Below are 23,742 nucleotides of genomic sequence, written 5' to 3' on the forward strand. Positions count from 1 at the left end.
AGAAAGCCCGCCACCATGACCACCCTCGGAACCCCCCTGTCCCCCCATGCCACCAAAGTCATGCTGCTGGGCTCGGGCGAGCTGGGCAAGGAAGTGCTGATCGCCCTGCAGCGCCTGGGCGTGGAAACCATCGCGGTGGACCGTTACGAGAACGCGCCCGGCCAGCAGGTGGCCCACCACGCGCGCACCATCACCATGAGCGACCCGGCCCAGCTTAAGGCGCTGATCGAGTCCGAGCGCCCCCACCTGGTGGTGCCCGAGATCGAAGCCATCGCCACCCCCATGCTCGAAGAGCTGGAAGCCGCTGGCACCGTGCGCGTGATCCCCACCGCCCGCGCCGCCCGCCTGACCATGGACCGCGAAGGCATCCGCGTGTTGGCCGCCGAAACGCTGGGCCTGCCCACCAGCCCCTACAAGTTTTGCAACTCGCTGGACGAGCTGCAGGCCGCGATTGATGCAGGCATCGGCTACCCCTGCATCGTCAAGCCCGTGATGAGCAGCTCCGGCAAGGGCCAAAGCAAGATCGACGGCCCGGCCGACGTCAAGAAGGCCTGGGACTACGCCATGGCCGGTGGCCGCGTGAGCCACGGCCGCGTGATCGTCGAGGGCTTCATCGACTTTGACTACGAAATCACCCAGCTCACCGTGCGCTCGGTCGGAGCCGACGGCCAGATCACCACCAGCTTCTGCGACCCCATCGGCCATGTGCAGGTGAGCGGCGACTACGTGGAAAGCTGGCAACCCCACCCCATGCACCCCGCCGCGCTCGACAAGTCGCGCCAGATCGCCAAGGCCGTGACGGACAACCTGGGCGGCCAGGGCTTGTTTGGTGTGGAACTGTTTGTGAAGGGGCAAGACGTGTGGTTCAGCGAGGTCAGCCCCCGCCCGCACGACACCGGCCTCGTGACCCTGTGCACCCAGCACCAGAGCGAGTTCGAGCTGCACGCCCGCGCCATCCTGGGCCTGCCGGTGGACACCAGCCTGCGCAACCCCGGTGCCAGCGCCGTGATCTACGGCGGCGTGGAAGCCCAAGGCATCGTGTTCGACGGTGTGGAAGAGGCCCTGCGCGTGCCGGACACCGACCTGCGCCTCTTCGGCAAACCCGAGAGCTTTGTGAAGCGCCGCATGGGCGTGGCGCTGGCGCGTGCGGCCGATGTGGACACGGCGCGCTCCAATGCCAAGCTCGCGGCCAGCAAGGTTAAACCGCGCGAGGCGTGATGCTGCAGATTTAAAGAAAATTGGCCTCTGGCGCTTATTTGATAAGCGCTGGTAGCTATGTTTTTGGGAGCAATTGGGGCCTTGCATGCGCCCTGCCTTGCTCCACGCCTCCCGCATGACCTCATGGCCAGCGCCCCTTATTCGCGGATCTGCCGCCCCGTCAGCTTGAGGAACAAGTCCTCCAGATTCGCCGGCCGGTGCAGCGTGCGCAGGTGGCCATGCTGCCCCAGCGCCTGCAGCAGCGGCTGTGCGTTCTGCGTGTAGAAAAACACGGTCTCACCGCTGATCTCCACCCGCGCGGCCAGGGAGCGCAGCGCGGCGTCGTCGGCCATCTGGACGGCGCCCACGCCGAACACTTCCACCACATCGGGCTCCAGGTGCTGGGCGATCAGCTCGCGTGGCTTACCTTCGGCGATTTTCTTGCCGTGGTCCAGCACCAGCAGGCGCGAACACAGGCGCTCGGCCTCGTCCATGAAGTGGGTGGTCAGCAAGATCGACTTGCCTTGCTGCAGCAGCAGTTGCAGCCGCTCCCACATCAGATGGCGGGCCTGCGGGTCCAGGCCCGTGGTGGGCTCGTCCAGCAGCAACAGGCGCGGGTTGTTGACCAGGGCGCGCGCCAGCGACAGGCGCCGCTTCATGCCGCCCGACAGTTCACCGGGCTTGGCATCGGCCTTGTGGGTGAGGGCGGCGAACTCCAGCAGTTGTGGCACGCGCTCGTCCATCACCGGGCCCTTGAGGCCGAAGTAGCGGCCAAACACGCGCAGGTTCTCGGCGCAGGTGAAGTCCGGGTCGAGCGTGTCGAACTGCGTGACCACGCCCAGCTGTGCCTTGATGGCCAGCGCATCGCGTGGCATGTGCAGTGGGGCGGTGCCAGGGGTGGGCGTGAAATGCACTTCGCCGCCGTCCGGCGACGCCAGGCCCAGGCACATGCGGATGGTGGTGGTCTTGCCCGCGCCGTTGGGGCCGATGACGCCCAGGCACTCGCCCGGGGCTATGGCAAACGATACGTCGTCCACCACCGTGGTCTCGCCATAACATTTGCGCAGGTGCAAGGCTTCAAAAAGTGCGGTCATGGGGGAATTGTGTGCGACGCGGGCTTGCCCGGTGTTGTTGGCAGTCGTCGTGGCTCAAATCTGCCTTGAGCGCAGGTGGATATTGCGCTGGCTGCTATCAAAAATGGATCGAATGATTCAATCCGCAGCGACCAGCCGCCCACGGCCCGCCGTTTTGGCCGCGTAGAGGGCGCCGTCGGCTCGGGCCATCAGTTCAGCCAGTCCTGCCTCGCCGGGCTGCAGGACGGCCATCCCGGCGCTGTAGTCCAGCACAAAGCCCAGCTCGGCCACGCTGGCCGCTTGCAGGCGCCGCCGCAGCCGCCGGTCGAGGGCGATCCCGGCGGGTTCGCCGTTGTGCAGCAGCAGCACACCAAACTCCTCGCCACCCAGGCGTCCGACCAGGTCGCCGCTGCGGCAGGTTTCGCCCAGCAGACGGGTAAACAGTTGCAGTGCGCGGTCGCCCGCCTCATGGCCGTGGGTGTCGTTGACCCGCTTGAAGTGGTCCAGGTCCAGCATCAGCGCCGTCATGGGCAACAGGTGGCGCGCGGCGTGTGCCAGCATGGTGCTGCCTTGGGTGGTGAAGCCGCGCCGGTTGAGCACTCCGGTGAGGCCGTCGGTCATTGCCAGTGTGCGCAGCTTGTGTTCGGCCTCCGACCGCCAGGCCACCAGCAGGGCGACGGTGCCGAGCACCAGGCTCACGTTGGTGGCCACGGCCGCCGCCAGGTTGACGGGGTTGGGCGCGCGAAAACTGGGGTACTGGTCCGTGAAGGCGCCCAGCACTCCCCGCGCCAGCGTGAAAGCAGCCGTAGTCAGCAGACAGCCCAACAACAGGCTGCGCCAGCGCAGGTTGGCTTCGATCACGGGCGCCAGGGTGGCGCGCGCAACGATGCACAGGATGGCGGTCAATAAAAAGTTGGCCCAGCCTACGCGCCAGGCGTAGTGGTCAAAGCCCAGTGTGTAGCCCAGCGGGGCGGCAATCACCAACACCAACAGCGTGCGGCGCAAGGGGCGGGGGCCCAGCCATTCTTCCAGCGCCCGGTACAGCATCCACTGCGCGGCGGCGTTGCAGGCAATCGACAAGGTGGCGAGAGCCTGGTTCCACAGGGAGGAAGAAGCAATGATGGTCGCCCAGGCCACGGCCTGCAGCAGCAGGCTGGCCTGCGCATGGCGGGCCGCGCGGCTCACATCCCGGCCCATGATCAGCGGCAGCGCGGCCGAGATCATGAACAGGTTGGCCGCCATGACCGTGATCAGGGTGAGGAAATCCAGTGGCATGCGCAGTGGCCCCGGGCCTGTCGTTTACTGAAAAGCGACCTCGGCAAAGCTGCGCAGCTTGCGGCTGTGCAGACGGTCTACGCCACCATTGCGCAGGATCTCGATGGCGCGCATGCCGATGCGCAGGTGCTGGTCCACGCGCTCGCGGTAAAAGTGGTTGGCCATACCGGGCAGCTTGATTTCACCGTGCAGGGGCTTGTCGCTCACGCACAGCAGAGTGCCGTAGGGCACGCGAAAGCGGAAACCGTTGGCGGCGATGGTGGCGCTTTCCATGTCCAGCGCCACGGCACGGCTCTGGCTGAAGCGGCGCTGGGGCGTGTTGTCGGGCAGCAGCTCCCAGTTGCGGTTGTCGGTGCTGGCCACGGTGCCGGTGCGCATCACGCGCTTCAAGTCCGCGCTGCTGATCTGCGTGACATCGGCCACTGCCTGCTGCAGCGCGAGCTGGATCTCGGCCAGCGCCGGGATGGGCACCCACAGCGGCAGGTCTTCGTCGAGCACATGGTCCTCGCGCACATAGGCATGCGCCAGCACGTAGTCACCCAGCTGCTGGCTGTTGCGCAGGCCGGCGCAGTGGCCCAGCATCATCCAGGCGTGGGGGCGCAGCACGGCGATGTGGTCGGTGATGGTTTTGGCGTTGGCGGGCCCCACACCGATGTTGACCATGGTGATGCCGCTCGCGTCCTTGCGCACCAGGTGGTAGGCGGGCATCTGGGGCAGGCGGGGCGGGGCAGCACCCAGGTCATCGCCCGCCTCGGCGCTCAGGCCCACGCGGCGGGTGACCACGTTGCCGGGTTCGATGAAGGCGATGTATTCGCTGTCAGGCTTGGCCATCTCGGCATGGCCCAGGCGCACGAACTCGTCGATGTAGAACTGGTAGTTGGTGAACAGCACAAAGTTCTGGAACCACTCGGGCGCCGTGCCCGTGTAGTGGCGCAGGCGGTGCAGCGAGTAGTCCACGCGCGGCGCGGTGAACAGCGACAGCGGCTGGGCCTCGCCCGGTGCGGCCTGCCAGGTGCCGTTGGCAATGCCGTCGTCCATGGCGGCCAGGTCGGGCAGGTCGAACACGTCGCGCATCAGCATGCGGCGGGCCTGGGTCAGCGTGCCCTCGATGTGGTCGTGCTCGGCAAACGAGAAATGGATCGGAATCGGGTGGGTGCTGGTGCCCACTTCCAGCTCCACGCTGTGGCTGGCGCGCAGCAGCCGGAACTGTTCGGCGTAGTAGTTGGCGAACAGGTCGGGCCGGGTCAGCGTGGTCTCGTAACGGCCGGGGCCTTCCACAAAACCATAGGCCAGCTTGGTATCGGCCCGCGCCACGGTGGTGGTGTGCACCCGCACAAACGGGTAGAACGCGCGCACCGGGCCCTCGGGCGTCTCGCCCGCCACAAAACGCTGCATGGCGTCGCGCAGGTGGCCAATTTGTTGTTGGTAGATGCGTTGCACCTGGGCCAGCGCATCGGCCGGGTCGGTGTGGCGGGTGGGGGCGATGAAGTCGGGGATGAGGGGCATGCCCCTATTGTCCACAAGCCGAGGGGGTTCGCGGGCAATAGGCCGCTATGGCTGCAGCTACCGCTGCAGCCAGCTGCCGGTGGCCTGGGCATCCATGGGCACCGCCACCACAAACCCCTGGATCACATCGCATCCCAGTTCCGTCAGCAGTTCGATCTGCCCCTGCGTCTCCACCCCCTCTGCCACGGTCTTGAGCTGCAGGCTGCGGGCCATCTGGATGATGGCGGTGACGATGGCGACGTCGTCGGCTTTGTCGGGGATGTCGGTCACAAATGACCGGTCGATCTTGAGCTTGTCGATGGGGTAACGCTTCAGATACGCCAGGGACGAGTACCCCGTGCCAAAGTCATCGATGGAGATGCCGACGCCCAATGCCTTGACGGCGTGCAGGGTGTTCAGGGTCTGGCCGGTCTGGTGCATGAGCACGGACTCGGTGAGTTCGATCTCCAGGTACTGTGGGGCCAGCCCTGTTTCCTGGAGGACGGCGGCGATTTCGGCGGCCACATCGCGTTGGCGGAATTCGAGGGCAGAGAGGTTGACTGCCACGGGCACCCTGGCCAGGCCCTGGTCCTGCCAGGCCTTGAGTTGGCGGCAGGCCTCGCGCATCACCCAGCGGCCGATGGGTGTGATGAGGCCGCGCGACTCCGAGAACGTGATGAACTCATCGGGCCCGACTAGCCCGCGCTCGGGGTGGCGCCAGCGCACCAGCGCTTCCAGGCCTTGCAGCGTACCGTCGGCCAGGCCTATTTGCGGCTGGTAGTGCAGCACGAAGTCGTTGTGGGCGATGGCGTCGCGCAGCAGGCGCTCCTGGTGCAGCACGTCGAGTGCGCTGGCTTCCATGCTGGTGGCATAGAACTGGCGGTTGCCGCGCCCGCTGTCTTTGGCGTGCTGCATGGCCGCATCAGCGCGGCGCAGCAGCACGTCGGCGCTGCCGCCGTGGTCCGGGTATAGGCTGATGCCGATGGACGGGGAGATGGTGAGCGGCAGCTGATCGACCGTGAACACGCCGTGCATGGAGTCCAGCAGCTTGTCGGCCACCATGGCCGCGTCATCGGGTGTCTGCACGTCGGTCAGCACCACCACAAACTCATCACCGCCGATCCGTGCGACCACATCGGCATCGCGCACACCCTGGCGCAGGCGCTCGGCCACGTTGCACAGCAACTGGTCGCCCGCATGGTGGCCGAGCGAGTCGTTCACGGTCTTGAAGTGGTCCAGATTCATGAACAGCACCGCCGCACGGCCATGCCGCCTGCGTGCCAGCGACAGCACCTGCGACAGCTGCTCCATCAGGAAGTGCCGGTTGGGCAACTGCGTGAGGGGGTCATGCAGCGCAATGAAGGCCTCGCGCTCCTGCGCTTGCTTGCGGGCTGTGATGTCGCGCACCACCACGATGCGGTAGTCCGCGTGGTGCAGGGGCATGGTCTTGCCGACGACCTCGACGGGGATGGCATGGCCATCCTTGTGGCGGATGGTGACTTCGTACGGGTCCTCCCGTCCGCTGCGGGTGTACTCCAGCGCGGTGGCGCGCCATTCGGGGCTGATGAAATTGAAGATCGACAGGCCCAGCACCTCGTGCAGGGCAAAGCCCGTCAGGCGGTACAGCGCCTCATTGCCGTCGGTGATGATGCCGTCGCGGTGGAACACGATGGCCTCGTCCGTGGCCTCAGTGAACTTGCGCATGCGCTCTTCGCTTTGGCGCACGGTGCGTTCGGCGCGCCAGCGTTCGGTGATGTCGGTGATCAGCACGAACGAGCCGATCTGCCGCCGGTCTGCGTCAAAGTGCGGGATCAGGTTGACCTCGATCATGCGGGCCTCGCCATTGGGCAAGGTCTGCTCGCGTGTGTACTTCACATGCTCGCCCTGCGTGGACCGCTCTACATGCGGCTGGATCGCCAGCCACGCCTTGTCGCCGATGGCCTGTTGCACCGTGAGGCCCAGAATGGATTCGGTGCTGTGGCCGTTGTAGGCCGCATAGCCCTGGTTGGCAAAACGGCAGCGCAGGCCGGGGAGGTCGTAGTAGGCCATCATGGCCGGGACAGAGTCGGCAATCAGGCGCAGCAGGGCATCGCTGGATCCGCCGGGGCCAGGGGTGGGGGCTGCATTGTGGGGGTCTTGCATAGGCAGGCGCGGATGGGATTCGTTATAGCCGATCCACCTGACGCCAAGGCTTGGGGCAACTCCGCATGTTCGCTGCGCGAAGGCGGTACGTGGCTGGTCTTTCTGTCACCATGCTGCGTTGCCAGAAGAACCATCAACAGGAAAGGTGCGGGAGTCCCATGCAGGAGTTCGGAGGTTTTTCCGCCGCGCTGGCCGTGCTGGCGAGCGCGGCGGGGTGCGGTTTGTTGATGGGGATCGAGCGCGAGCGCCGCAAGGGCGAAGGGCCCGACCGGGCGCTGGCAGGGGTGCGGTCGTTCACCCTGGCCTCGTTGGGGGGCGCCGCAGCAGCCCTGACGGGCTTGCACGCACTGGTGGCGGTGGGGGCTGCTTTGGTGGCGGCACTGACCGTGGTGGCCTATGCGCGCGACCGGTCCGGCGACCCGGGCGTGACCACCGAGATCGCCCTGTTTGTGGCCTATGTGATCGGGGTGACCTGCACGCGCGACCAGTTGCTGGCCGCCGCCCTGGCGGTGGTAGTGACAGGGTTGCTGGCGCTGCGAGACGCGCTGCACCAGTTCTCTAACCAGTGGCTGCAGCCCGGCGAGGTGCGCAGCGGGCTCATTCTGGCTGCGCTGGCCTTGCTGGTGTATCCGCTCGCCCCCAACACACCCCTGTGGCAAGGGGGACTGAACCCACAGGTGGTCGTGCGTCTGGTCATCGTGCTGCTGGTGATCCAGTCGCTGGCGCATCTGGCCAAGCGGCTGATGCAGGCGCGCCATGCGGTGGCGCTGTCGGCGCTGGCCTCCGGGTTTGTGTCGAGCACCGCCACCATCGGCAGCCTGGGTATGGAGGTGCGTGCGGGTCGGGCCACGGCGCGCACCAACGCGGGCGCAGGGGTGCTGTCGTGTGTGGCCACCATGGCGCAGATCGTGGTGGTGGCTGCCACCGTGCAGCCGCAGTGGCTGGCGCGGCTGTGGCTGCCTGCGCTGGCGGGCGGGTGTGTGGCGGCCGCCGTGGGGTGGTGGGGCGGTCGGGGTGCTGCGCGCCTGTCCGCAAAGGCTGCGGATGCCGGGGCGGATGTGGCTGCTGCCGTGCCCCCCGATACCCCCATGTTCAAGCTGCGTGATGCCCTGCTGATTGCAGCCCTGCTCACGGGTATCCAGGTCGGTGTGCAGGGACTCACGGCGTGGCAAGGCGATGCAGGCATGCTGGCTGGCGCGTTGCTGGCGGCGCTGGCCGACGTGCACGCCGCCACCGCCGCCGTGCTGGTGCGAGGCGGGCCGCACAGCGCGTTCGCCCCCGCCATTGCGCAAGCCCTGATGGCCGCGCTGCTGGTGCATGCGGGCAGCAAATGTGTGGTGGCCCTGGCCAGTGGCGGCTGGCGCTACGCATTGGCCGTGGCGCCGGGCGTGCTGGCGCACACCCTGGCCTTTGTGGGGGTGCTGGCCCTGCAGGCATAGCGGCTGGTGAAGGCGGGGCCGGATAATCGGCCCATGACCTCCAAAGAAAACCAAGCCCGCACTGATTTCAGCGCGCTGGCCCTCAGCCCCGCCACGCTGGCCAACCTGCAGCAGCTGGGCTACACCACCATGACGCCCATCCAGGCAGCCAGCTTGCCGCCCGCGCTGCTGGGCAAAGACCTGATTGCCCAGGCCAGCACGGGCAGCGGCAAAACCGCTGCGTTTGCCCTGGCCCTGCTGGCCAACCTCAACCCCCGCCGTTTTGCGGTGCAGGCCCTGGTGCTGTGCCCCACGCGCGAGCTGGCCGACCAGGTGACCACCGAGATCCGCCGCCTGGCGCGGGCCGAAGAAAACATCAAGGTCGTGACCCTGTGCGGCGGCGTGCCACTGCGCGGCCAGATGCTGAGCCTGGAGCACGGCGCGCACATTGTGGTGGGCACCCCCGGCCGTGTGATGGACCATCTGGAGCGCCAGCACCTCACGCTGGAGGCGCTGAACACCCTGGTGCTCGACGAGGCTGACCGCATGCTGGACATGGGTTTCTTCGACGACATCGTTGTGGTGGCCAAGCAGTGCCCCAAAGAGCGTCAGACCTTGCTCTTTTCTGCCACCTACCCCGAAGGTATCGCCAAGCTCAGTGCGCAGTTCATGAAGTCGCCCGAGCAGATCACGGTGCAGGCGCAGCATGCCGAAGGCAAGATCGAGCAGCGTTGGTACGAGGTGAAGAACAGCGAGCGCCTGCACACGGTGTCCCAGCTGCTCAACCACTTCCGGCCCGAATCTTCGATTGCCTTTTGCAACACCAAGCAGCAGTGCCGCGACTTGGTGGGCGTGCTGCAGGCGCAGGGCTTCAGCGCGCTGGCGCTGTTCGGCGAGTTGGAGCAGCGCGAGCGCGACCAGGTGCTGGTGCAGTTTGCCAACAAGAGCTGCTCGGTGCTGGTGGCCACCGACGTGGCCGCGCGCGGCCTGGACATTGCCAACCTGGCCGCGGTCATCAACGTGGACGTGACGCCCGACCCCGAGGTGCACATCCACCGCATCGGCCGCACGGGCCGGGGCGATGCCGAAGGGCTGGCGCTGAACCTGGCCAGCCTGGACGAGATGGGCAGTGTGGGCAAGATCGAGCAACTGCAGGGCCGCGAGTCGCGCTGGTTCCCTGTGACCGACCTCACGCCCACGGGCAGTGGCCCGCTGGTGCCGCCCATGGTCACCATCCAGATCATCGGTGGCCGCAAGGAGAAGATCCGCGCGGGCGACGTGCTGGGCGCGCTGACCGGCGACATGGGCTACACCCGCGAGCAGATCGGCAAGATCAACGTGAACGATTTCTCTACCTATGTGGCGGTGGACCGCGCCATCGGCGCCCAAGCGGCCCAACGCCTGAACCAGGGCCGGGTGAAGGGCAAGACCGTGAAGGCGCGGCTGGTGACCGGAACCCAGGACTTTGAGTGAAATTGGCCGCTGGCGCTTACCCGTAAAGCGCTAGTAGCTATCAAATTTGCATTGACGTCGGCGCTCAGCGCTTTGCAGCAGCGGCCTCCAGCAGTCGCACCATCTCGCCAAAGCCCCGCTGGCGCGCCAGCTGCAAGGGCGTGTTGCCTTGCCGGTCGGTCAGCGTCTGGCTGGCCCCTGCCTGCAGCAGGGCCTGTAGCGTGGCCTGGTGGCGCGGGCCGCCGTTGCCCAGCACGATGGACTCGATGAGCGCCGTCCAGTGCAGGTTGTTCACATGGTCCAGCGGCGCCCCGGCGGCGATCAGCTGGCGCACCACGCCGTCGTGCCCCAGGTGGGCGGCGGCAATCAGGGCGGTGCCGTCGTAGCGGCTGGTCACCTGTTTTGCGCTTGCGCCCAGTTGCAGCAGCAGGCGCAGCGTGGCCTCGTCGTCGGCCACGGCGGCGATGGTCACGGCGTCGTAGCGGTCGTTCTCCAGCGCATTCAGGTCGGCCCCAGCCTGGGCGAGGGCGCGGATGGCATCGGCCTGCCGCGCATAGGTGGCCACATGCAGTGGTGTGCGGCCGTAGCCATCGCGGGCATTCACGTCGGCCCGCGCTGCGATCAGCTGGGTGAGCCTGGGCACATCGCCCCGCGCCGCAGTTGCATGCAGGCCCTGATGGGCCGCTGTTTCTGCCGCACTGGGAGGCACCTGAGCCTGGGCCGCGGTGGCACAGGCCAGTGCAGCGGCCAGGGCGAAAACAAGATTCCACGGCTTCATGGGGGCCTCCGTTGAATGCTCAGTTGCCTGTGGTTGGGCTGGCTTACTTCAGCAAATCCTGCACCTTGGCGATGCCCGCCACCGCGCATTGCTCGTCCAGGTGGCCGCCGGGTGCACCGCCCACGCCCACAGCGCCGATCACCTCGTTGCCCACCTTCACCGGCACGCCGCCGCCCAGCAGCAGGTAGCCGGGAATGTTCACCAGGTTGGCTGCAGCGGGGTTCTTCTGTGCGCCTTCCATCATGGCCAGCGTGGTGTTCTTGGCCGATGCCGAGGTGTAGGCCTTGAGGCGGCTGGCTTCCAGCGTGTGGGGGCCTGCGTTGTCGGCGCGGTGCACGGCGCGCACGGTGCCTGCGCGGTCCACCACGGTGGCGGTCACGTTGTGACCGTTGGCGCTGCAGGTGGCCACGGTTTGCGCGGCGATCTGCGTGGCCAGGTCCAGCGACATGTTCTTTTCGGTGCGCACGCCTTCGGCGCTGGCGGCGGTGGCGATCAGGGACAGGGCGACGGTGGCGAGGCGGTTTTGCATGGTGTTCTCCGGTGTTTCTGGGTCGGTGCCACCCTTTGTGGCGCCGTGGGAGAACTGTAGAAATTGCCGCCGTTTTCAGCCATTCGTGTGGCTACGCGCGGCCCTCCGTAGAACTACGGAAAGCCCGCCAAGGGGCAGCTCACGCTGCCGCGTCCACCAGCGCCGCGTAGCGCCGGATCAGCTGCGCCAGCGACTCGGCTCCCAGCTTGGCAAACAGGTTGGCGCGGTGTGTTTCCACCGTGCGCGGCGAGAGTTCGAGCGCCCGGCCGATCTCCTTGTTGGTCAGCCCCTCAACGATCAGGCCCAGCACCTCGCGCTCCCGGGCGGATAGCTGCACAAAACGCTCGCGCGCCTGCTGATCGGCCTGGTGGCGTTCACGGGACCGTACATGTTGGCGCACGGCGTTCTGCAGGGCCTCGATCAGCACTTCGTCGTCCACGGGTTTTTCGAGAAACTCCGCTGCCCCTGCCTTGAAGGCGCGGCGGCACATCTCCACCGTGCCGTGGCCTGTGAGCAAGATCATGGGCTGGTCCACACCCTGCGCCAGCAGTTGCTCCAGCACCGTGAGGCCGCTGATGCCCGGCATGCGCACATCCAGCACGATGGCGCCGATGCTGGCGCGGTCAAACCCGACCATGAAGGACTGCGGGTCGGCCCAGGCCTGCACGCGCAGGCCCACGGTGCTGATGAGCAGGGAGAGGCCCTCGCGCACGGCGGCATCGTCGTCCACCAGGTGGATCAGGGGCGAGAGGGAGGGGGCGCTATCGGTCATCGGTGGGTGGTGCGGCTTGCAGGGTCAGCACAAACTCAGCGCCCCGCTGGGCGGTGGATGGGGGCGTGGCCTCGGGCGCCAGGGCGAGCTGCGCTCCCATGGCCTGCGCCAGGCTCTCGCACAGCGTGAGGCCCAGGCCCAGCCCTCCGGTGCGCGTGGTGTAGAAGGGCTCGAACAGGTGCTGGCGCGCCTCGGGCGGGATGCCCGGACCATGGTCGCGCACCGACAGGGTCACCTGCCCACTTGCCGCACGCGCCATGTTCAGGCGCAGCTGGCGCTCTGCGGGCGGCACCTGCTCCAGTGCCTGCAGGGCGTTCATCAGCAGGTTGTGGATGATCTGCTGCAGGGCCACGGGTTCTGCCAGTACGCTGGGCAAGTCCGGTGCGGCAGACACCTCGGGCACCACGCCGCGCTGCGCCAGCTCGGGCTCCAGCAGGTGCAGCACGTCCTGCACGGCAGTGGGCAGTGCCAGGGGCTGGGACTGACCGGCCAGGTCGGGCCGCTCTACCAGGCGGCGCAGGCGGCCCACCACGGTGGATGCGCGGCGCGCCTGCTCCACGGCGCGGGCCATGGCGGTCTGTGCGGTGTCGATGTCGGGTGGGTCGTCTGCCAGCAGGCGCTGGGCGGCCTGGGTGCTGGACAGCAGGGCGGTCAGCGGCTGGTTCAGCTCGTGGGCCATGCCTGCGGCCAGTTCGCCCAATGTGTTCAGCCGCGCCACCTGGCCCAGGCGCAGCAGCTCTTCGGCCCGCTGGCGCGCCACGCGCTGGCGCCACAGTGCGCGGCCTGCGGCCCACAGCGCGGCGGTCAGCAGGCACCAGCCCAGCATGCGCCACCAGGGCAGTTCGTGCAGGTCCACGGTGCGGCGGGCCACCACGTCCAGCGGCTGGCTGGCGGCGGCCAGCAGTTTGTGAAAGTCGTAGGTGCGGATGCCGCTGCCCCGGTCGGCCTGGCCGGGCTGCACCACAAAGGCCGTGCCGCCATGCTCCAGCGTCACGCGCACCGGGCTGGTGGCCATGTCCATGGGCCACTCGTCGGTGGGGATGGTGGTGCGCAGGTCGATGTGCAGCGCATAGCTGGCTGGCGTGCCCGCCAGCACCAGGTAGTAGCGGCCTGCGGGCAGGTTCAGGCCCGCCGTAGCGGCGTGGCCGGTGCGCCGTGAGGTGGCCTCGGCTGCTGTCAGCTCGGCCTGCAGCGCGGGCGGCCAGTCGCTGTGGGCCGAGCGCTGCAGCACCGCCAGGATCTGCGGGTACACCGACGTCAGGCGGGGCAGGGGCGATGCCGCGTTGTGCAGGTCATCCGCCGCAGCGGCGGGCTGCAGCAGCGCCAGCGTGGCCATGATGGCGTCGTGCTGCACCACGCGCTGGCTCAGCAGCCGGTGCACGATGCGTGCGTCGGTCTCAAACGCCGCATGCAGTTGCTGCAGGCGGTTGACCACCAGCCAGCCGCAACCGGCGCATGCCACCGCCACCCACAGCAGCAGGCTGGGCAGGTGCGGGGTGTGTCGCGAATGAAGACTGCGGCGCCAGGCGGGGAACATGCGCAGATTCTGGCACGAGGGTCTGCGCCCGGGGCTTCCGTTAAACGGCGCTTAAGCTGGCTCTGGTGTAATTTCCGACTCGCCTGTTTGCCGCTCCTTCCCCTGCCCACCATGTCCGTTTCTTCTCCCGCATCCCACCCCTGGCTTTCGCCCCGCAACCTGCTGTGGGCCTCGGTGGCCGTGGCGGTGGTCACCATCGCGCTCAAGACGCTGGCCTGGGTGGTCACGGGCTCGGTGGGCCTGTTGTCCGACGCAATGGAGTCGTTTGTGAACCTGGCCAGCGCCATGTTTGCGCTGGCCATGGTGACGGTGGCGGCCCGGCCGGCCGATGATGACCACCCCTATGGCCACCACAAGGCCGAGTATTTTTCTTCGGGGTTCGAGGGCATCCTCATCATGGGCGTGTCGGCGGGCATCCTGTGGGCGGCTGGGCACCGCTTGTTCGATCCACAACCCATCGAGCAGGTGGGCTGGGGCCTCGCGCTGTCGGTACTCAGCTCGGCCCTCAATGGGCTGCTGGCCTGGGTGATGTTCCGCTCGGCACGCGAGCACCGCTCCATCGCGCTGGAGGCCGATGCTCGCCACCTGGTCACCGATGTGTGGACCTCGGCCGGTGTGCTGGTGGGCATTGCGGGCGCGGCCCTCACGGGCTGGTTGTGGCTGGATGCGGTGGCGGCCATTGCCGTGGCGTTGAACATCCTGAAAGAGGGCGTGGAGCTGGTGTGGCGATCGTCCCAGGGCCTCATGGATTCGGCTGTGGAGCCCGAGGTGCAAGCCACTATCGACGCCACCTTGCAGCAGTTTGTGCAATCGCAGGCGCCCGGTGCCGTGCGTTTTGACCATGTCTCCACCCGCCGTGCGGGCCAGCGCCAGTTTGTGGACATGCACCTGCACATGCCCGCCCACTGGACCCTGCGGCACGCCGCCGAGCTACGCGGCCAGGTTGAGCTCGCGCTGATGACAGCCGTGCCCGGCCTGCGCGCCACCATCGAACTGCTGCCTACCGATGTGGAAGCGCATTTTGATGACCCCCATGACGAAACCAGGGAAGCCGTGAAGTGATCAGCGTATTACAACGTGTGCGCGAAGCGCGAGTCGATGTGGATGGGCAGACCGTGGGCGCCATCGGTGCGGGCCTGCTCGTGCTGGTGTGCGCCGAGCGCGGCGACACCGAGGCCGAGGCCGACAAGTTGCTGGCCAAGATCCTCAAGCTGCGCATCTTTTCGGATGCTGCTGGCAAGATGAACCAGAGCGTGCAGGACATCGGTGGCGGCCTGCTGCTGGTCAGCCAGTTCACGCTAGCGGCAGACACCACCGGTGGCAACCGCCCCAGCTTTACCCAGGCGGCTGCGCCCGACGAGGGGCGGCGGCTGTACGACTACCTGGTGGCCCAGGCGCGCAAGATTCACCCTGTGGTGGCCACCGGCCAGTTTGCAGCCGATATGCAGGTGCACCTGGTCAACGACGGGCCGGTGACGATTCCGCTGCGAATGCCGCCTGCAGTTAATCAAAATTGATAGCTGCTTGCGCTTGATATATAAGCGCTAGAGCCTATTTAGGCTCTGATGTTTGCAGAGAAACCAATGGCGACACAGGCAGAAACCGGAACGCCATGGACGCCAGCGCCAGCCAGGTCGCAATGGCCAACATGACGGCCGTGTGCGCATCCCAGCCCTGGCGCTGGGCGCCGTTGGCCACGATGCCGGTGAACCACTGCATCAGCGCCACGCCCAGGAACATTGCCATCGTGTAGGCCGACAAGGCCCGGCCGGTGAGTGCGGGCGGGTACGAGGCGCGCACATCGGCGTACTGCAGCACGCCGTAGCCCGACAGCAGCCCCATCAGCAGGATCAGCACCACGCTGGCGGCAGGGTGCACCCGCAAAAATGCCAGCAGCGCGAACAGCCCGGCCATCAGCAGCGAGGCGTTGCCAATCCATCGCCGGCGGCGTTTGACGCCCGGGTCCAGCCGGCCCGCCAAACCGGGTGCAAACAGCGCAATCAACGACAGGCCCAGCGCCACGTTGCCGCTGTCCACCAGCGTGAGGTAGTAGCGGTCCATCAGCAACGGCGCCAGCCACAGGCCCCGCAGCGACAAAAATGCGGCGTAGCCCGACATGCCCAGCAGGAGGATGCCCCAGGTGTGCGGCACCGTGAGCAGCTGGCCAAAGCCGAGCAGCGCCCGGCCCCAGGTTTCGCGCTGCGCCGGGGGCGGCACCAGCGGGGCAGGCTCGTGCACCCGCAGCCAGATCAGCAGCCACGACAGCGCGCTGAGCACCGCCAGCACGGCATAGCCCGTGCGCCAGCCGCCACCGTGCTGCACCAGCCAGGCCAGCGGCGTACCGGTGAATAGCAGGCCCAGACCGCCAACTCCCATCGCCACGCCCGACAGGTAGGCAAACCGGTCAGCAGGGAAATGTCGCGCAATGAACAGCGTGCAGGCCAGGAACGCGGGCGAGCAGCCCACGCCGATCATCAACTGGCCCACCATCAGCCACGCATAGCCGGGCGCTGCCGCCGACAGCGCGGCCCCGCCAATCGCCAGCGGGAAAGCGGTCAGCACCGTGCGCCGCAGGCCCCACAGATCCAGCCCCACGCCCATCAGCAACTGGGCCACACCGAACGACAGGCCGAACAGCCCGGCAAAGGCCCCCAGCGACCCGGGCGAAAGTCCGAACTCTGCCGTCAGCCCCTGGGCCAGGATGGCAGTGGTGGTGCGAAACGCCTGGCTCAGCGCGAACCCGCTGAGCAGCGTGAGCAGCATGGCCCACAGCACGCGGGGCGGTGGGCGGCCGCTGCCTGCCCTTGGTGCTGGTGCTGGTGTGGGTTCCGGTACCGCCGTAGGCGTGGACCTAGGCGTTGGCGGCGAGGCCAAGGGGCTGCTGCTCACTGCCGCCAGAAGAACAGAGCGGCCATTACCAGCCCGGTAGCCACAATGCCCCAGCGCAGCACGTTGGCAGGCAGCTTGCGCGCTACGCGTGCACCGCCATACCCGCCTGCGGTGGCGGCCACCATCATCATCAGCGCCTGGGGCCACAGCACGATACCGCCTGCTGCGTAGATGGCCACCGCAATCGCGGTGAGCAGCGCAGAGACCAGGTTCTTCATGCCGTTCATGGCGTTGAGCTGGGTTTGCCCCAGCAGGCCGAACAGTGCCAGCAGCAAGATGCCCAACCCGCCGTTGAAGTAGCCGCCATACCCCGCCACGGCCAGCATGCCCAGGGCCGCCTTCCACGGCGCGGCGAGGCCATGGGCCGACGCGCCGGCCCACTGGCGCAGCCGAGGCCCCAGGGCAAACATCGCCGTGGCCGCCAGCAGCAGCCAGGGCACGACCTTGCGGAAGGTGGCATCGGGCGTGATCAGCAGCAGCCCCGCCCCGGCCGATCCGCCGATGAGGGCCAGCAGCACCACCGCCCGCATGGACAGGCCGGGCGGCGGCTGCATGTCTTCCCGAAACCCCCAGGCCCCCGCCATGTAGCCCGGCAGCAGCGCCACTGTGCCCGTGGCATTTGCGACCACGGGAGGCACGCCGGTGAAGACCAGGGCGGGCAGGGTCAGAAAACTACCGCCACCGGCAACGGCATTGAGGGCGCCAGCGATGAAGGCGGCGGTGAGCAGCAAAGGGGTGTCTAACATCCACCAATGGTAGGCGGTGGTGCCATCGCCAATGGCTACGGCGCGGGTGCAACACTTTTGCCTGCCGTGAGTCCAGTCAGGTTTCCGCGCCAGTCGCCAGTGGGGGGCGTACTCCTAGTGTGATCAGTACAGATAGGCCGCGTTGGCCGCGGCGGGTGTCACGCCGTCCGTGGCGCTGCTGGTGCCAACGGCCAGAGTGCTGGCATCACCAGACAGGGAGACGCCAGCGCCGAAGCGCGCAAGTGCTTGCGGGTGGGGCGCCTTGAGATAGGCGCTGTGGCCCCAACTGGTGCCGCTGCGGCGGTAGATGTTGACGGCGCCGGCCACATTGATGGCCTGGTTGTTGGCGTCGCCGTTGATGCCAGAGGCGTTGCTGGCATCGTCGAGGTTGCCCAAGGCGAGCGTGCGGCCGTCTGCAGAAAGTGACAACATGACACTGTTTGAATAGAACTGGTCGGCAGCCTTGACCGACAGCGCGGGCTGCTGCGTCCAAGCGTCCCCCATGCGTGTGAACGTTCGCAGTTGAACGTCAGAACCTGCAGAGCGGTCCACGACTGCCAGTGTGGTTCCGTCCGCAGACAGTGCAAAGGGATTGTGCAAACCCAGCAGCCCGGCGGGCTTGCTCCACACCTGCGTGGGGGCGCTCCACGTGTTGCCGGAATGAGTCAGGACCGACACGTCCTTGTCGGTGTTCGCCGCGAGGAGTGTGCCGTCGTTGGACAGGGCTACAACCGCCCCGAAGCGGGTCATGCTTGGGTCTGCGCTGCTGCCTGGCAGATACGCTTGCTCGGCCCAGGCGCCGTTGTTGCGGGCAAAGGTGTGAACGGCCCCTACGCCGCCCCCAAAAATGGTTTCGCTACCGGTGAAGATCGTTCCGACGCTGGGGGCAGCCCCCGGGGCGAAGTTGGCGCCTTCCTCGGGTGCCCCCACTGCGAGCAGGTTCCCGTCGGCCGACAGAGCCACGCCGAAGCCAAAGTGTTGGGGGGTGCACGGAAACACATACGTGCCCGAGATGTCCAGGCGGCTGCAGGTTTCAACTTTCTCCGGTGTGTTGCGTGCCTTGATGTAAGCCTGCTGGCTCCAGGTGCCGCCGCTGCGAGTGAGCAGGTAGACCGCTCCTGCGCCATACGCATCGCGGTTGGATGCATCGCCATTGATACCCCGGGCATTGCTTCGTTCTTCTGGGGCACCCACGGCCAGCGTGTTACCGTCAGCAGACAATGCCAAGCTGGCGCCAAAGGCCATTTTTGCGGCGGCGCTGGTGCTTTCAATGCGTGCCTGCTGGCTCCAGGTACCGCCCACCGTGCTGCGACTGAAGACATACACCGCGCCTGCCCCGGCCAACCCACCTGAGCTGCCCTCGCTCGGAGATCCAACAACCATTGTTGCTCCGTCCGCCGACAGGGCAATCGCATTTGTATAGCTGCCAAATCGCGCGGCATTGCCGCCGGCGAGTTCGAACTTGCCAATGGCCTGCGTGAGGTCGGGGGTGACGGTGGCCGTGAACGGGCCACAGCCGTTCGCATCGCAGGCACGCAGTCGGTAACTGGCGTTCACACGCTCGTGCAGTAGCTGAGGGGCGAGGCTATGGGCGTAAGAGTTGCTGCTCAGTGCGCCGCCGAGCTGTGTCTCGGGCAGGGAGCCTGTCGGTCCATCGGGGTCCTCAAACAATTCATAGCGTGTGGCTCCGGCGCTGGCATTCCAGCTGAAGTTGTAGCCCTTGATCCCATAGCCTACGGTGAGGCTGAAAGGTGTAGGGGAGGTCGAGCTTCCGGAGCCGCCGCCGCAGGCTGTCAGTACCAGCGGGATAGCGAGAAACAAGCCGTTCAGGGGTTGAAGAATGCGAGGCATGAAGGGTTTCCTCAGAGTGTTGGGTTTTGACGCGTGGAGTTGGAGGGCGTGCCCAGGATCAATGGTCAGTACAGATACACCGCCCCGACGCTGACGGGAAGGGGCATTGCAGGGTAGGCGGGGCTGCCCGAGTTGTCCGCCTGGTTGCCTTGGATGTCTTTGGCCAGACTGTCTTCGCCCGTTGCTCCCACTGCCAGGGTGGTGCCGTCGCCTGACAAGGCGATGCTTGCGCCAAAGAGGTCCCCCGCATCGGTGTTGCTGGCCTTCAAGTAGGCGTGTTGACTCCAGGTACCGCCACTTCGCTTGTATACGTAGGCAGCGCCCGCACCGCCCGCAGAATTGTCCGCCTGCTTGCCATTGATGCCCCTGGCGCTGCTGGCTTCAGCCATGGCGCCCACGGCCAGCGTATTGCCGTCGGCGGACAGTGCGAGGCTGGATCCATACCAGTGGTCCTGGCCGGTGTTGCTGGCTTTCAGATAGGCCTGCTGGCTCCACGCATCGTTGCTGCGGGTGAACAGATAGGCGGCGCCCGCACGTGCCAGGGTGCGAGCGCCGGGCGGGTTGTTGATGCCCGTTCCAGACGCGCTCTCATCCTGGGCTCCCACGGCCAGTGTGTTGCCATTTGCCGAAAGTGCGAGCTTGAGGCCAAACCTGTCGCGGGCGGCTGTATTGGATGCCTTGACATAGGCCTGCTGGCCCCAGCCGTTGTTGTTCTGGGTGAAGACGTAGACCGCACCGGAGCCGCTGGCCGATTGATCCTGCTGATTGCCATTGATGCCCGTGGCGCCGCTGCTCTCCTGCGGAGCCCCCACTGCCAGCGTGCTCCCATCACCCGAGAGTGCAATGGATTCGCCAAAGTATTGCCAACCTGCGCTGCGGGTGTTGCTGGCCTTCAGGTAGGCCTGATGGGCCCAGGTGTTGCCCCCTCCAGCACCGCTGCTGCGGGAGTAGGTGTACACCGCGCCTGCGCGGATGGCCGAGTTGTCGCTCTGATCGCCATTGATTCCGTTGGCTTTGCTGCCTTCGCCGGGTGCGCCAACGGCCACCAGGTTGCCATCGGAAGACACCGCCACGCTGCTTCCGAAGCTTTGTGGGTCGCGTACGTAGTAGCCCATGATGTCAACGCTGTAGTCGGCCTTGGGGCGTGTATTGCTGGCTTTGAGATAGGCCTCTTGCACCCATTTCGTAGAAAGGCCGTGAGGTAGGGAGCTACCGACAGCCTTGAATACGTATGTGGCACCTGCACCCTGGGTCTGGGTGTCGGATGCGTCGCCGTTCACTCCTTTGGCACTGCTGGTCTCGCCGGGGGCGCCTACGACCAGTGTGGATCCGTCGGCAGAAAGTGCCAGGCTGGCGCCAAAGTGGGGGCCGTTATCCAGGTAGCGTCCGTTGTTGTAGGCCCGGTTGTTGCCGGCCTTGAGATAGGACGCCAGTGTCCACAAGCCGTAGCTATTGTTGCGCGAGAAAACATAGACGGCGCCTGCGTTCACGATGGAGTTGTCGGCTTGGTCGCAGGAGGTGGTTGTGGGGCAGGTCGCGTTGCTGCGTTCGCCGGTTGCGCTCACAGCCATTACCCTGCCATCGGCCGACAGGGCCACTGCACTCCCAAATGCGTCGATAGCCTCGCCGTTGCTTGCTTTGAAGTAGCCAATGGCCCGGGTCACATCGGGGGTGATGGCGGCAGTGAATGCTCCGCAGCCAGTGCCGTCGCAGGCGCGCAGGCGATAGGTGGCATTCACTCGCTCATGCAGCTGCGCTGACTTTATCTCGTGAAAAAAGGCGGTAATGGTGTGGTCGTTGGCGCCGCCCACCATCACCTCCGGCTGCGGGCCAGTGGGGCCGTCGGGATCTTCGAACAGCTCGTAGCGGGAGGCGCCCGCGCTGGTGTTCCATTGGAATTTGTAATCTTTGGTTCCATAGCCCACGGTGAAACCCGACGGTGCTGCAAGGCCCGTGGATGGAGCGTCCGAACCTGAGCCCCCACCGCAGGCCGCCAGCATCACAGGGACGGCCATCATCAGTGCCCGCGCCAGGTGAGTCGGCCTCGGGGTGGTAGGTGTCCTGCGAGATGTGGAGTGTCCGATCATGGGCAATGTCCTGTTGTCCTGAAGTGGAAAAGGAAGCGGTGCGAACGGAGGAGGATGGGGGCGGGGAGATGTCAGATGTGTGCCCCCAAGTGCTGTAGCCAGTGCCGTGTAGCGTTACAAACGCTTATCCCGAACCTGATCCCTAGCCTCTCCCTTAGGTCGGGCTTTTATACCATTCAGTAAAAAATAAACAGCAAGAGATTCGATTTGTTTCCGGATCTCTGTAGGAGACTTGGTGGGCAAGATGTGACCCGTGGTGAGGCTCGCGCAGCGCCAAGCCCAGGGCGCTCTATGCCTTGGCCGCTCTACTTGGGCGGCGCTATTCAGGCGCGTACGGGTCTGCAAACCCCAGCTCTTGCAGGATGGCCGTTTCGTACGCCTCCATCTCCTCGGCGTCAGCCTCGCTGGTCTCGTGGTCCCAGCCTTGTGCGTGCAGCGTGCCATGCACCAGCATGTGGGCGTAGTGTTCTTCCAGGCTCTTGTTCTGTTCCTGTGCCTCGCGCTCGATCACGGGTGCGCACAGCACCAGGTCGGCGGTCACCAACGGCTCCTGCGTGTAGTCGAAGGTGAGCACGTTGGTGGCGTAGTCCTTTTTGCGGTACTCGCGGTTGAGCTGCTGCCCTTCGTCGGCGCCCACGATGCGCACGGTGATCTCGGCGTCGGTGGCCAACGCATGGCGGATCCAGCGCGTGACCTTGTGGCGTGGCAGTACGGCACGGTGTGCAGTCGCACCGTCAAAGGTGCCGAACTGCAGCGACAGGGAGAGTTGGTTCAATGGCATTTGGAGTGTTTTTGGCCTCTGGCGCCTGATGAATAAGCGCGAGTAGCTATAAAAATAGGAGTTCAGTCGCGTGTACGTGCCACCGCAGCACGGCGGGGGGTGTCGTAGGCGTCCACGATGCGGGCCACCAGTGGGTGGCGCACCACGTCGGCGCTGGTGAAGTGGGTGATGGAGATGCCCTTGACGCGCTTCAATACACGCTCGGCGTCGATCAGGCCGCTCAGCGTCCCCTTGGGTAAGTCGATCTGGCTCACGTCGCCCGTCACAACGGCCTTGGCGCCAAAGCCGATGCGGGTCAGGAACATCTTCATCTGCTCGGGCGTGGTGTTCTGCGCTTCGTCCAGGATGACGAAGGCGTTGTTCAGCGTCCGCCCGCGCATGAAGGCCAGCGGCGCGATCTCGATGGCGTTGCGCTCGAACGCCTTTTGCACCTTGTCATGCCCCATCAGTTCGTACAGTGCGTCGTACAGCGGGCGCAGGTAGGGGTCCACCTTCTGCGCCAGGTCGCCGGGCAAGAAGCCAAGGCGCTCGCCAGCCTCCACAGCCGGGCGGGTCAGCACAATGCGCTGCACGCTGCTGCGCTCCAGCGCGTCCACCGCACTGGCCACGGCCAGGTAGGTCTTGCCGGTGCCGGCCGGACCGATGCCGAAGGTGATGTCGTGTGTGGCGATGTTCTGCAGATACAGGTTCTGTGTGGGCGTGCGGCCGCGCAGGTCGGCGCGGCGGGTGTTGAGGATGATGGCGTCGTCCGGGGCCTCCAGCAGTTCGCTGTCGCCCGCCAGCATCAGCTGGATATAGTCCTCGCCAATGGGGCGCTCGGCCATTTCATAGAGGGCCTGCAGCAGCTCCATCGCCTGCGTGGCCTTGGCCTTGGGGCCATCGACCTTGAACTGTTCGTGGCGGTGCGCAATGCTCACCTGCAAGGCCACTTCGATGGTGCGCAGGTGCGCATCGGCCGGGCCACACAGGTTGGTGAGCCGGGTGTTGTTGTGGGGGGTGAAGGTGTGGCGCAGGATCACGCGGATAATTCCAGTCAGGCAACGGAAAACGGCAAGAACGACGGCGCGGCATGTCATGCCCGCGTCGTCAAAGGACATCAATGATAGGCAAATTGACCGGCACCCTGCTGGAGAAGAATCCCCCCGAGGTGCTGCTGGACTGCCACGGCGTGGGCTACGAGGTGAATGTGCCCATGAGCACGTTCTACAACCTGCCTGCAGTGGGCGAACGCGTGAGCCTGCTGACACAGTTCATCGTGCGCGAGGATGCGCAACTGCTGTACGGCTTTGCGACCGCCCCCGAGCGCCAGGCGTTTCGCGAGCTGATCAAGATTTCAGGCGTGGGGCCGCGCACGGCGTTGTCCATACTGAGCGGCATGGGTGTGAGCGATCTGGCTCAAGCGATTTCGCTGCAGGAGGCGGGTCGTCTGGTGAAGGTGCCGGGCATCGGCAAAAAGACGGCCGAGCGTTTGCTGCTGGAGCTCAAGGGCAAGCTGGGGGCCGATATGGGTGCGGCGCGTGGCGCGGCCACCAGCGATGCACAGGCCGACATTCTGCAGGCGCTGTTGGCTTTGGGTTACAACGACAAGGAAGCGGCGGCGGCGCTCAAGGCCCTGCCGGCGGAGGTGGGGGTGAGTGAAGGGATCAAGATGGCGCTGAAGGCGTTGGCGAAGTAGCACTGTGGCGCCTTTGCGAGACCATTGGGTTCTCTGTATTGGCATCTTTTCCGGT

20 protein-coding genes are annotated in these 23,742 nt (G+C 66.4%); 6 read left to right on the forward strand and 14 right to left on the reverse strand.

The window, feature by feature from the left end:
- The first annotated feature begins 15 nt into the window (after window positions 1-15).
- Complete coding sequence (gene purT / locus OIN59_RS04435; protein ID WP_274107493.1) at window positions 16-1,218, forward strand: formate-dependent phosphoribosylglycinamide formyltransferase; 1,203 nt, start codon at window positions 16-18, stop codon at window positions 1,216-1,218.
- 137 nt (window positions 1,219-1,355) lie between these two features.
- On the opposite strand, the gene OIN59_RS04440 is transcribed toward purT, so the two are convergent.
- The 4 genes from OIN59_RS04440 to OIN59_RS04455 form a co-directional block, all read right to left on the reverse strand.
- Window positions 1,356-2,291 (reverse strand): ATP-binding cassette domain-containing protein, encoded by a 936-nt coding sequence (locus OIN59_RS04440; RefSeq protein ID WP_274107495.1) that lies wholly within the window; start codon window positions 2,289-2,291, stop codon window positions 1,356-1,358.
- A 117-nt stretch (window positions 2,292-2,408) separates the two neighbouring features.
- Window positions 2,409-3,545: a GGDEF domain-containing protein gene (locus tag OIN59_RS04445; RefSeq protein WP_274107497.1), complete on the reverse strand. Its 1,137-nt coding sequence runs from the start codon at window positions 3,543-3,545 to the stop codon at window positions 2,409-2,411.
- A 24-nt stretch (window positions 3,546-3,569) separates the two neighbouring features.
- Entirely contained in the window at window positions 3,570-5,051 is a 1,482-nt protein-coding gene (locus OIN59_RS04450) for an AMP nucleosidase (RefSeq protein ID WP_274107499.1), read from the reverse strand.
- Between the two features lie 57 nt (window positions 5,052-5,108).
- Window positions 5,109-7,172, reverse strand: coding sequence for a putative bifunctional diguanylate cyclase/phosphodiesterase (locus OIN59_RS04455; protein ID WP_274107501.1), 2,064 nt, complete (start codon window positions 7,170-7,172; stop codon window positions 5,109-5,111).
- A gap of 158 nt (window positions 7,173-7,330) precedes the next feature.
- Here OIN59_RS04455 and OIN59_RS04460 point away from each other — a divergent pair, with 158 nt between their 5' ends.
- Together OIN59_RS04460 and dbpA are read left to right on the forward strand one after the other, a co-directional pair.
- Window positions 7,331-8,611 carry an MgtC/SapB family protein gene (locus tag OIN59_RS04460; RefSeq protein WP_274107503.1) on the forward strand — a complete coding sequence of 427 codons (1,281 nt, stop codon included), beginning with the start codon at window positions 7,331-7,333 and terminating at the stop codon, window positions 8,609-8,611.
- A 33-nt stretch (window positions 8,612-8,644) separates the two neighbouring features.
- Window positions 8,645-10,063, forward strand: a complete 1,419-nt coding sequence (dbpA, locus tag OIN59_RS04465) for an ATP-dependent RNA helicase DbpA (protein WP_274107505.1) — start codon at window positions 8,645-8,647, stop codon at window positions 10,061-10,063.
- A 64-nt stretch (window positions 10,064-10,127) separates the two neighbouring features.
- Here the strand turns inward: dbpA and OIN59_RS04470 are convergent, their stop codons facing one another.
- The 4 genes from OIN59_RS04470 to OIN59_RS04485 form a co-directional block, all read right to left on the reverse strand.
- Window positions 10,128-10,820, reverse strand: a complete 693-nt coding sequence (locus OIN59_RS04470) for an ankyrin repeat domain-containing protein (protein ID WP_274107507.1) — start codon at window positions 10,818-10,820, stop codon at window positions 10,128-10,130.
- 43 nt (window positions 10,821-10,863) lie between these two features.
- Complete coding sequence (locus OIN59_RS04475; protein WP_274107509.1) at window positions 10,864-11,349, reverse strand: GlcG/HbpS family heme-binding protein; 486 nt, start codon at window positions 11,347-11,349, stop codon at window positions 10,864-10,866.
- Between the two features lie 139 nt (window positions 11,350-11,488).
- On the reverse strand, window positions 11,489-12,121 hold the full coding sequence (locus OIN59_RS04480) for a response regulator transcription factor (protein ID WP_274107511.1): 633 nt from the start codon (window positions 12,119-12,121) through the stop codon (window positions 11,489-11,491).
- Window positions 12,111-13,658: a sensor histidine kinase gene (locus OIN59_RS04485; RefSeq protein WP_274107513.1), complete on the reverse strand. Its 1,548-nt coding sequence runs from the start codon at window positions 13,656-13,658 to the stop codon at window positions 12,111-12,113. Before OIN59_RS04485 ends, OIN59_RS04480 begins: the two co-directional genes overlap by 11 nt.
- A gap of 111 nt (window positions 13,659-13,769) precedes the next feature.
- Here OIN59_RS04485 and OIN59_RS04490 point away from each other — a divergent pair, with 111 nt between their 5' ends.
- Together OIN59_RS04490 and dtd are read left to right on the forward strand one after the other, a co-directional pair.
- The gene (locus OIN59_RS04490; protein WP_274107515.1) at window positions 13,770-14,720 is read left to right on the forward strand and encodes a cation diffusion facilitator family transporter; all 951 of its coding nucleotides are present in this window, start codon (window positions 13,770-13,772) and stop codon (window positions 14,718-14,720) included.
- A complete protein-coding gene (gene dtd / locus OIN59_RS04495) occupies window positions 14,717-15,175 on the forward strand; it encodes a D-aminoacyl-tRNA deacylase (protein ID WP_274107517.1) in 459 nt (152 codons plus the stop codon). The genes OIN59_RS04490 and dtd overlap by 4 nt, the downstream gene beginning before the upstream one ends.
- Window positions 15,176-15,209: 34 nt before the next feature.
- Here the strand turns inward: dtd and OIN59_RS04500 are convergent, their stop codons facing one another.
- The 6 genes from OIN59_RS04500 to OIN59_RS04525 form a co-directional block, all read right to left on the reverse strand.
- Window positions 15,210-16,421 (reverse strand): MFS transporter, encoded by a 1,212-nt coding sequence (locus tag OIN59_RS04500; RefSeq protein ID WP_407655063.1) that lies wholly within the window; start codon window positions 16,419-16,421, stop codon window positions 15,210-15,212.
- Window positions 16,422-16,543: 122 nt separating this feature from the next.
- A complete protein-coding gene (locus OIN59_RS04505; protein ID WP_274107521.1) occupies window positions 16,544-17,293 on the reverse strand; it encodes a sulfite exporter TauE/SafE family protein in 750 nt (249 codons plus the stop codon).
- A gap of 123 nt (window positions 17,294-17,416) precedes the next feature.
- Entirely contained in the window at window positions 17,417-19,144 is a 1,728-nt protein-coding gene (locus OIN59_RS04510) for a hypothetical protein (RefSeq protein WP_274107523.1), read from the reverse strand.
- Window positions 19,145-19,209: 65 nt separating this feature from the next.
- Entirely contained in the window at window positions 19,210-21,162 is a 1,953-nt protein-coding gene (locus OIN59_RS04515; RefSeq protein WP_274107525.1) for an integrin, read from the reverse strand.
- 388 nt (window positions 21,163-21,550) lie between these two features.
- Window positions 21,551-22,012 carry an rRNA maturation RNase YbeY gene (gene ybeY / locus OIN59_RS04520; RefSeq protein ID WP_274107527.1) on the reverse strand — a complete coding sequence of 154 codons (462 nt, stop codon included), beginning with the start codon at window positions 22,010-22,012 and terminating at the stop codon, window positions 21,551-21,553.
- A 62-nt stretch (window positions 22,013-22,074) separates the two neighbouring features.
- Complete coding sequence (locus tag OIN59_RS04525; RefSeq protein WP_274107529.1) at window positions 22,075-23,031, reverse strand: PhoH family protein; 957 nt, start codon at window positions 23,029-23,031, stop codon at window positions 22,075-22,077.
- Between the two features lie 80 nt (window positions 23,032-23,111).
- Between OIN59_RS04525 and ruvA the strand changes: the two genes are divergently transcribed.
- Complete coding sequence (ruvA, locus tag OIN59_RS04530) at window positions 23,112-23,687, forward strand: Holliday junction branch migration protein RuvA (protein WP_274107532.1); 576 nt, start codon at window positions 23,112-23,114, stop codon at window positions 23,685-23,687.
- Window positions 23,688-23,742 lie beyond the last annotated feature (55 nt).

It is taken from the genome of Acidovorax benzenivorans (assembly GCF_028680575.1).
Taxonomy (GTDB): Bacteria; Pseudomonadota; Gammaproteobacteria; order Burkholderiales; family Burkholderiaceae_C; genus Acidovorax; species Acidovorax benzenivorans.

Bases quoted from the DNA above. Each gene is read 5' to 3' on its own strand.
- purT (WP_274107493.1), top strand. From the start codon at position 16: ATGACCACCCTCGGAACCCCCCTGTCCCCCCATGCCACCAAAGTCATG.
- OIN59_RS04440 (WP_274107495.1), bottom strand. From the start codon at position 2,291: ATGACCGCACTTTTTGAAGCCTTGCACCTGCGCAAATGTTATGGCGAG.
- OIN59_RS04445 (WP_274107497.1), bottom strand. From the start codon at position 3,545: ATGCCACTGGATTTCCTCACCCTGATCACGGTCATGGCGGCCAACCTG.
- OIN59_RS04450 (WP_274107499.1), bottom strand. From the start codon at position 5,051: ATGCCCCTCATCCCCGACTTCATCGCCCCCACCCGCCACACCGACCCG.
- OIN59_RS04455 (WP_274107501.1), bottom strand. From the start codon at position 7,172: ATGCAAGACCCCCACAATGCAGCCCCCACCCCTGGCCCCGGCGGATCC.
- OIN59_RS04460 (WP_274107503.1), top strand. From the start codon at position 7,331: ATGCAGGAGTTCGGAGGTTTTTCCGCCGCGCTGGCCGTGCTGGCGAGC.
- dbpA (WP_274107505.1), top strand. From the start codon at position 8,645: ATGACCTCCAAAGAAAACCAAGCCCGCACTGATTTCAGCGCGCTGGCC.
- OIN59_RS04470 (WP_274107507.1), bottom strand. From the start codon at position 10,820: ATGAAGCCGTGGAATCTTGTTTTCGCCCTGGCCGCTGCACTGGCCTGT.
- OIN59_RS04475 (WP_274107509.1), bottom strand. From the start codon at position 11,349: ATGCAAAACCGCCTCGCCACCGTCGCCCTGTCCCTGATCGCCACCGCC.
- OIN59_RS04480 (WP_274107511.1), bottom strand. From the start codon at position 12,121: ATGACCGATAGCGCCCCCTCCCTCTCGCCCCTGATCCACCTGGTGGAC.
- OIN59_RS04485 (WP_274107513.1), bottom strand. From the start codon at position 13,658: ATGTTCCCCGCCTGGCGCCGCAGTCTTCATTCGCGACACACCCCGCAC.
- OIN59_RS04490 (WP_274107515.1), top strand. From the start codon at position 13,770: ATGTCCGTTTCTTCTCCCGCATCCCACCCCTGGCTTTCGCCCCGCAAC.
- OIN59_RS04500 (WP_407655063.1), bottom strand. From the start codon at position 16,421: ATGCTGCTCACGCTGCTCAGCGGGTTCGCGCTGAGCCAGGCGTTTCGC.
- OIN59_RS04505 (WP_274107521.1), bottom strand. From the start codon at position 17,293: ATGTTAGACACCCCTTTGCTGCTCACCGCCGCCTTCATCGCTGGCGCC.
- OIN59_RS04510 (WP_274107523.1), bottom strand. From the start codon at position 19,144: ATGCCTCGCATTCTTCAACCCCTGAACGGCTTGTTTCTCGCTATCCCG.
- OIN59_RS04515 (WP_274107525.1), bottom strand. From the start codon at position 21,162: ATGATGGCCGTCCCTGTGATGCTGGCGGCCTGCGGTGGGGGCTCAGGT.
- ybeY (WP_274107527.1), bottom strand. From the start codon at position 22,012: ATGCCATTGAACCAACTCTCCCTGTCGCTGCAGTTCGGCACCTTTGAC.
- ruvA (WP_274107532.1), top strand. From the start codon at position 23,112: ATGATAGGCAAATTGACCGGCACCCTGCTGGAGAAGAATCCCCCCGAG.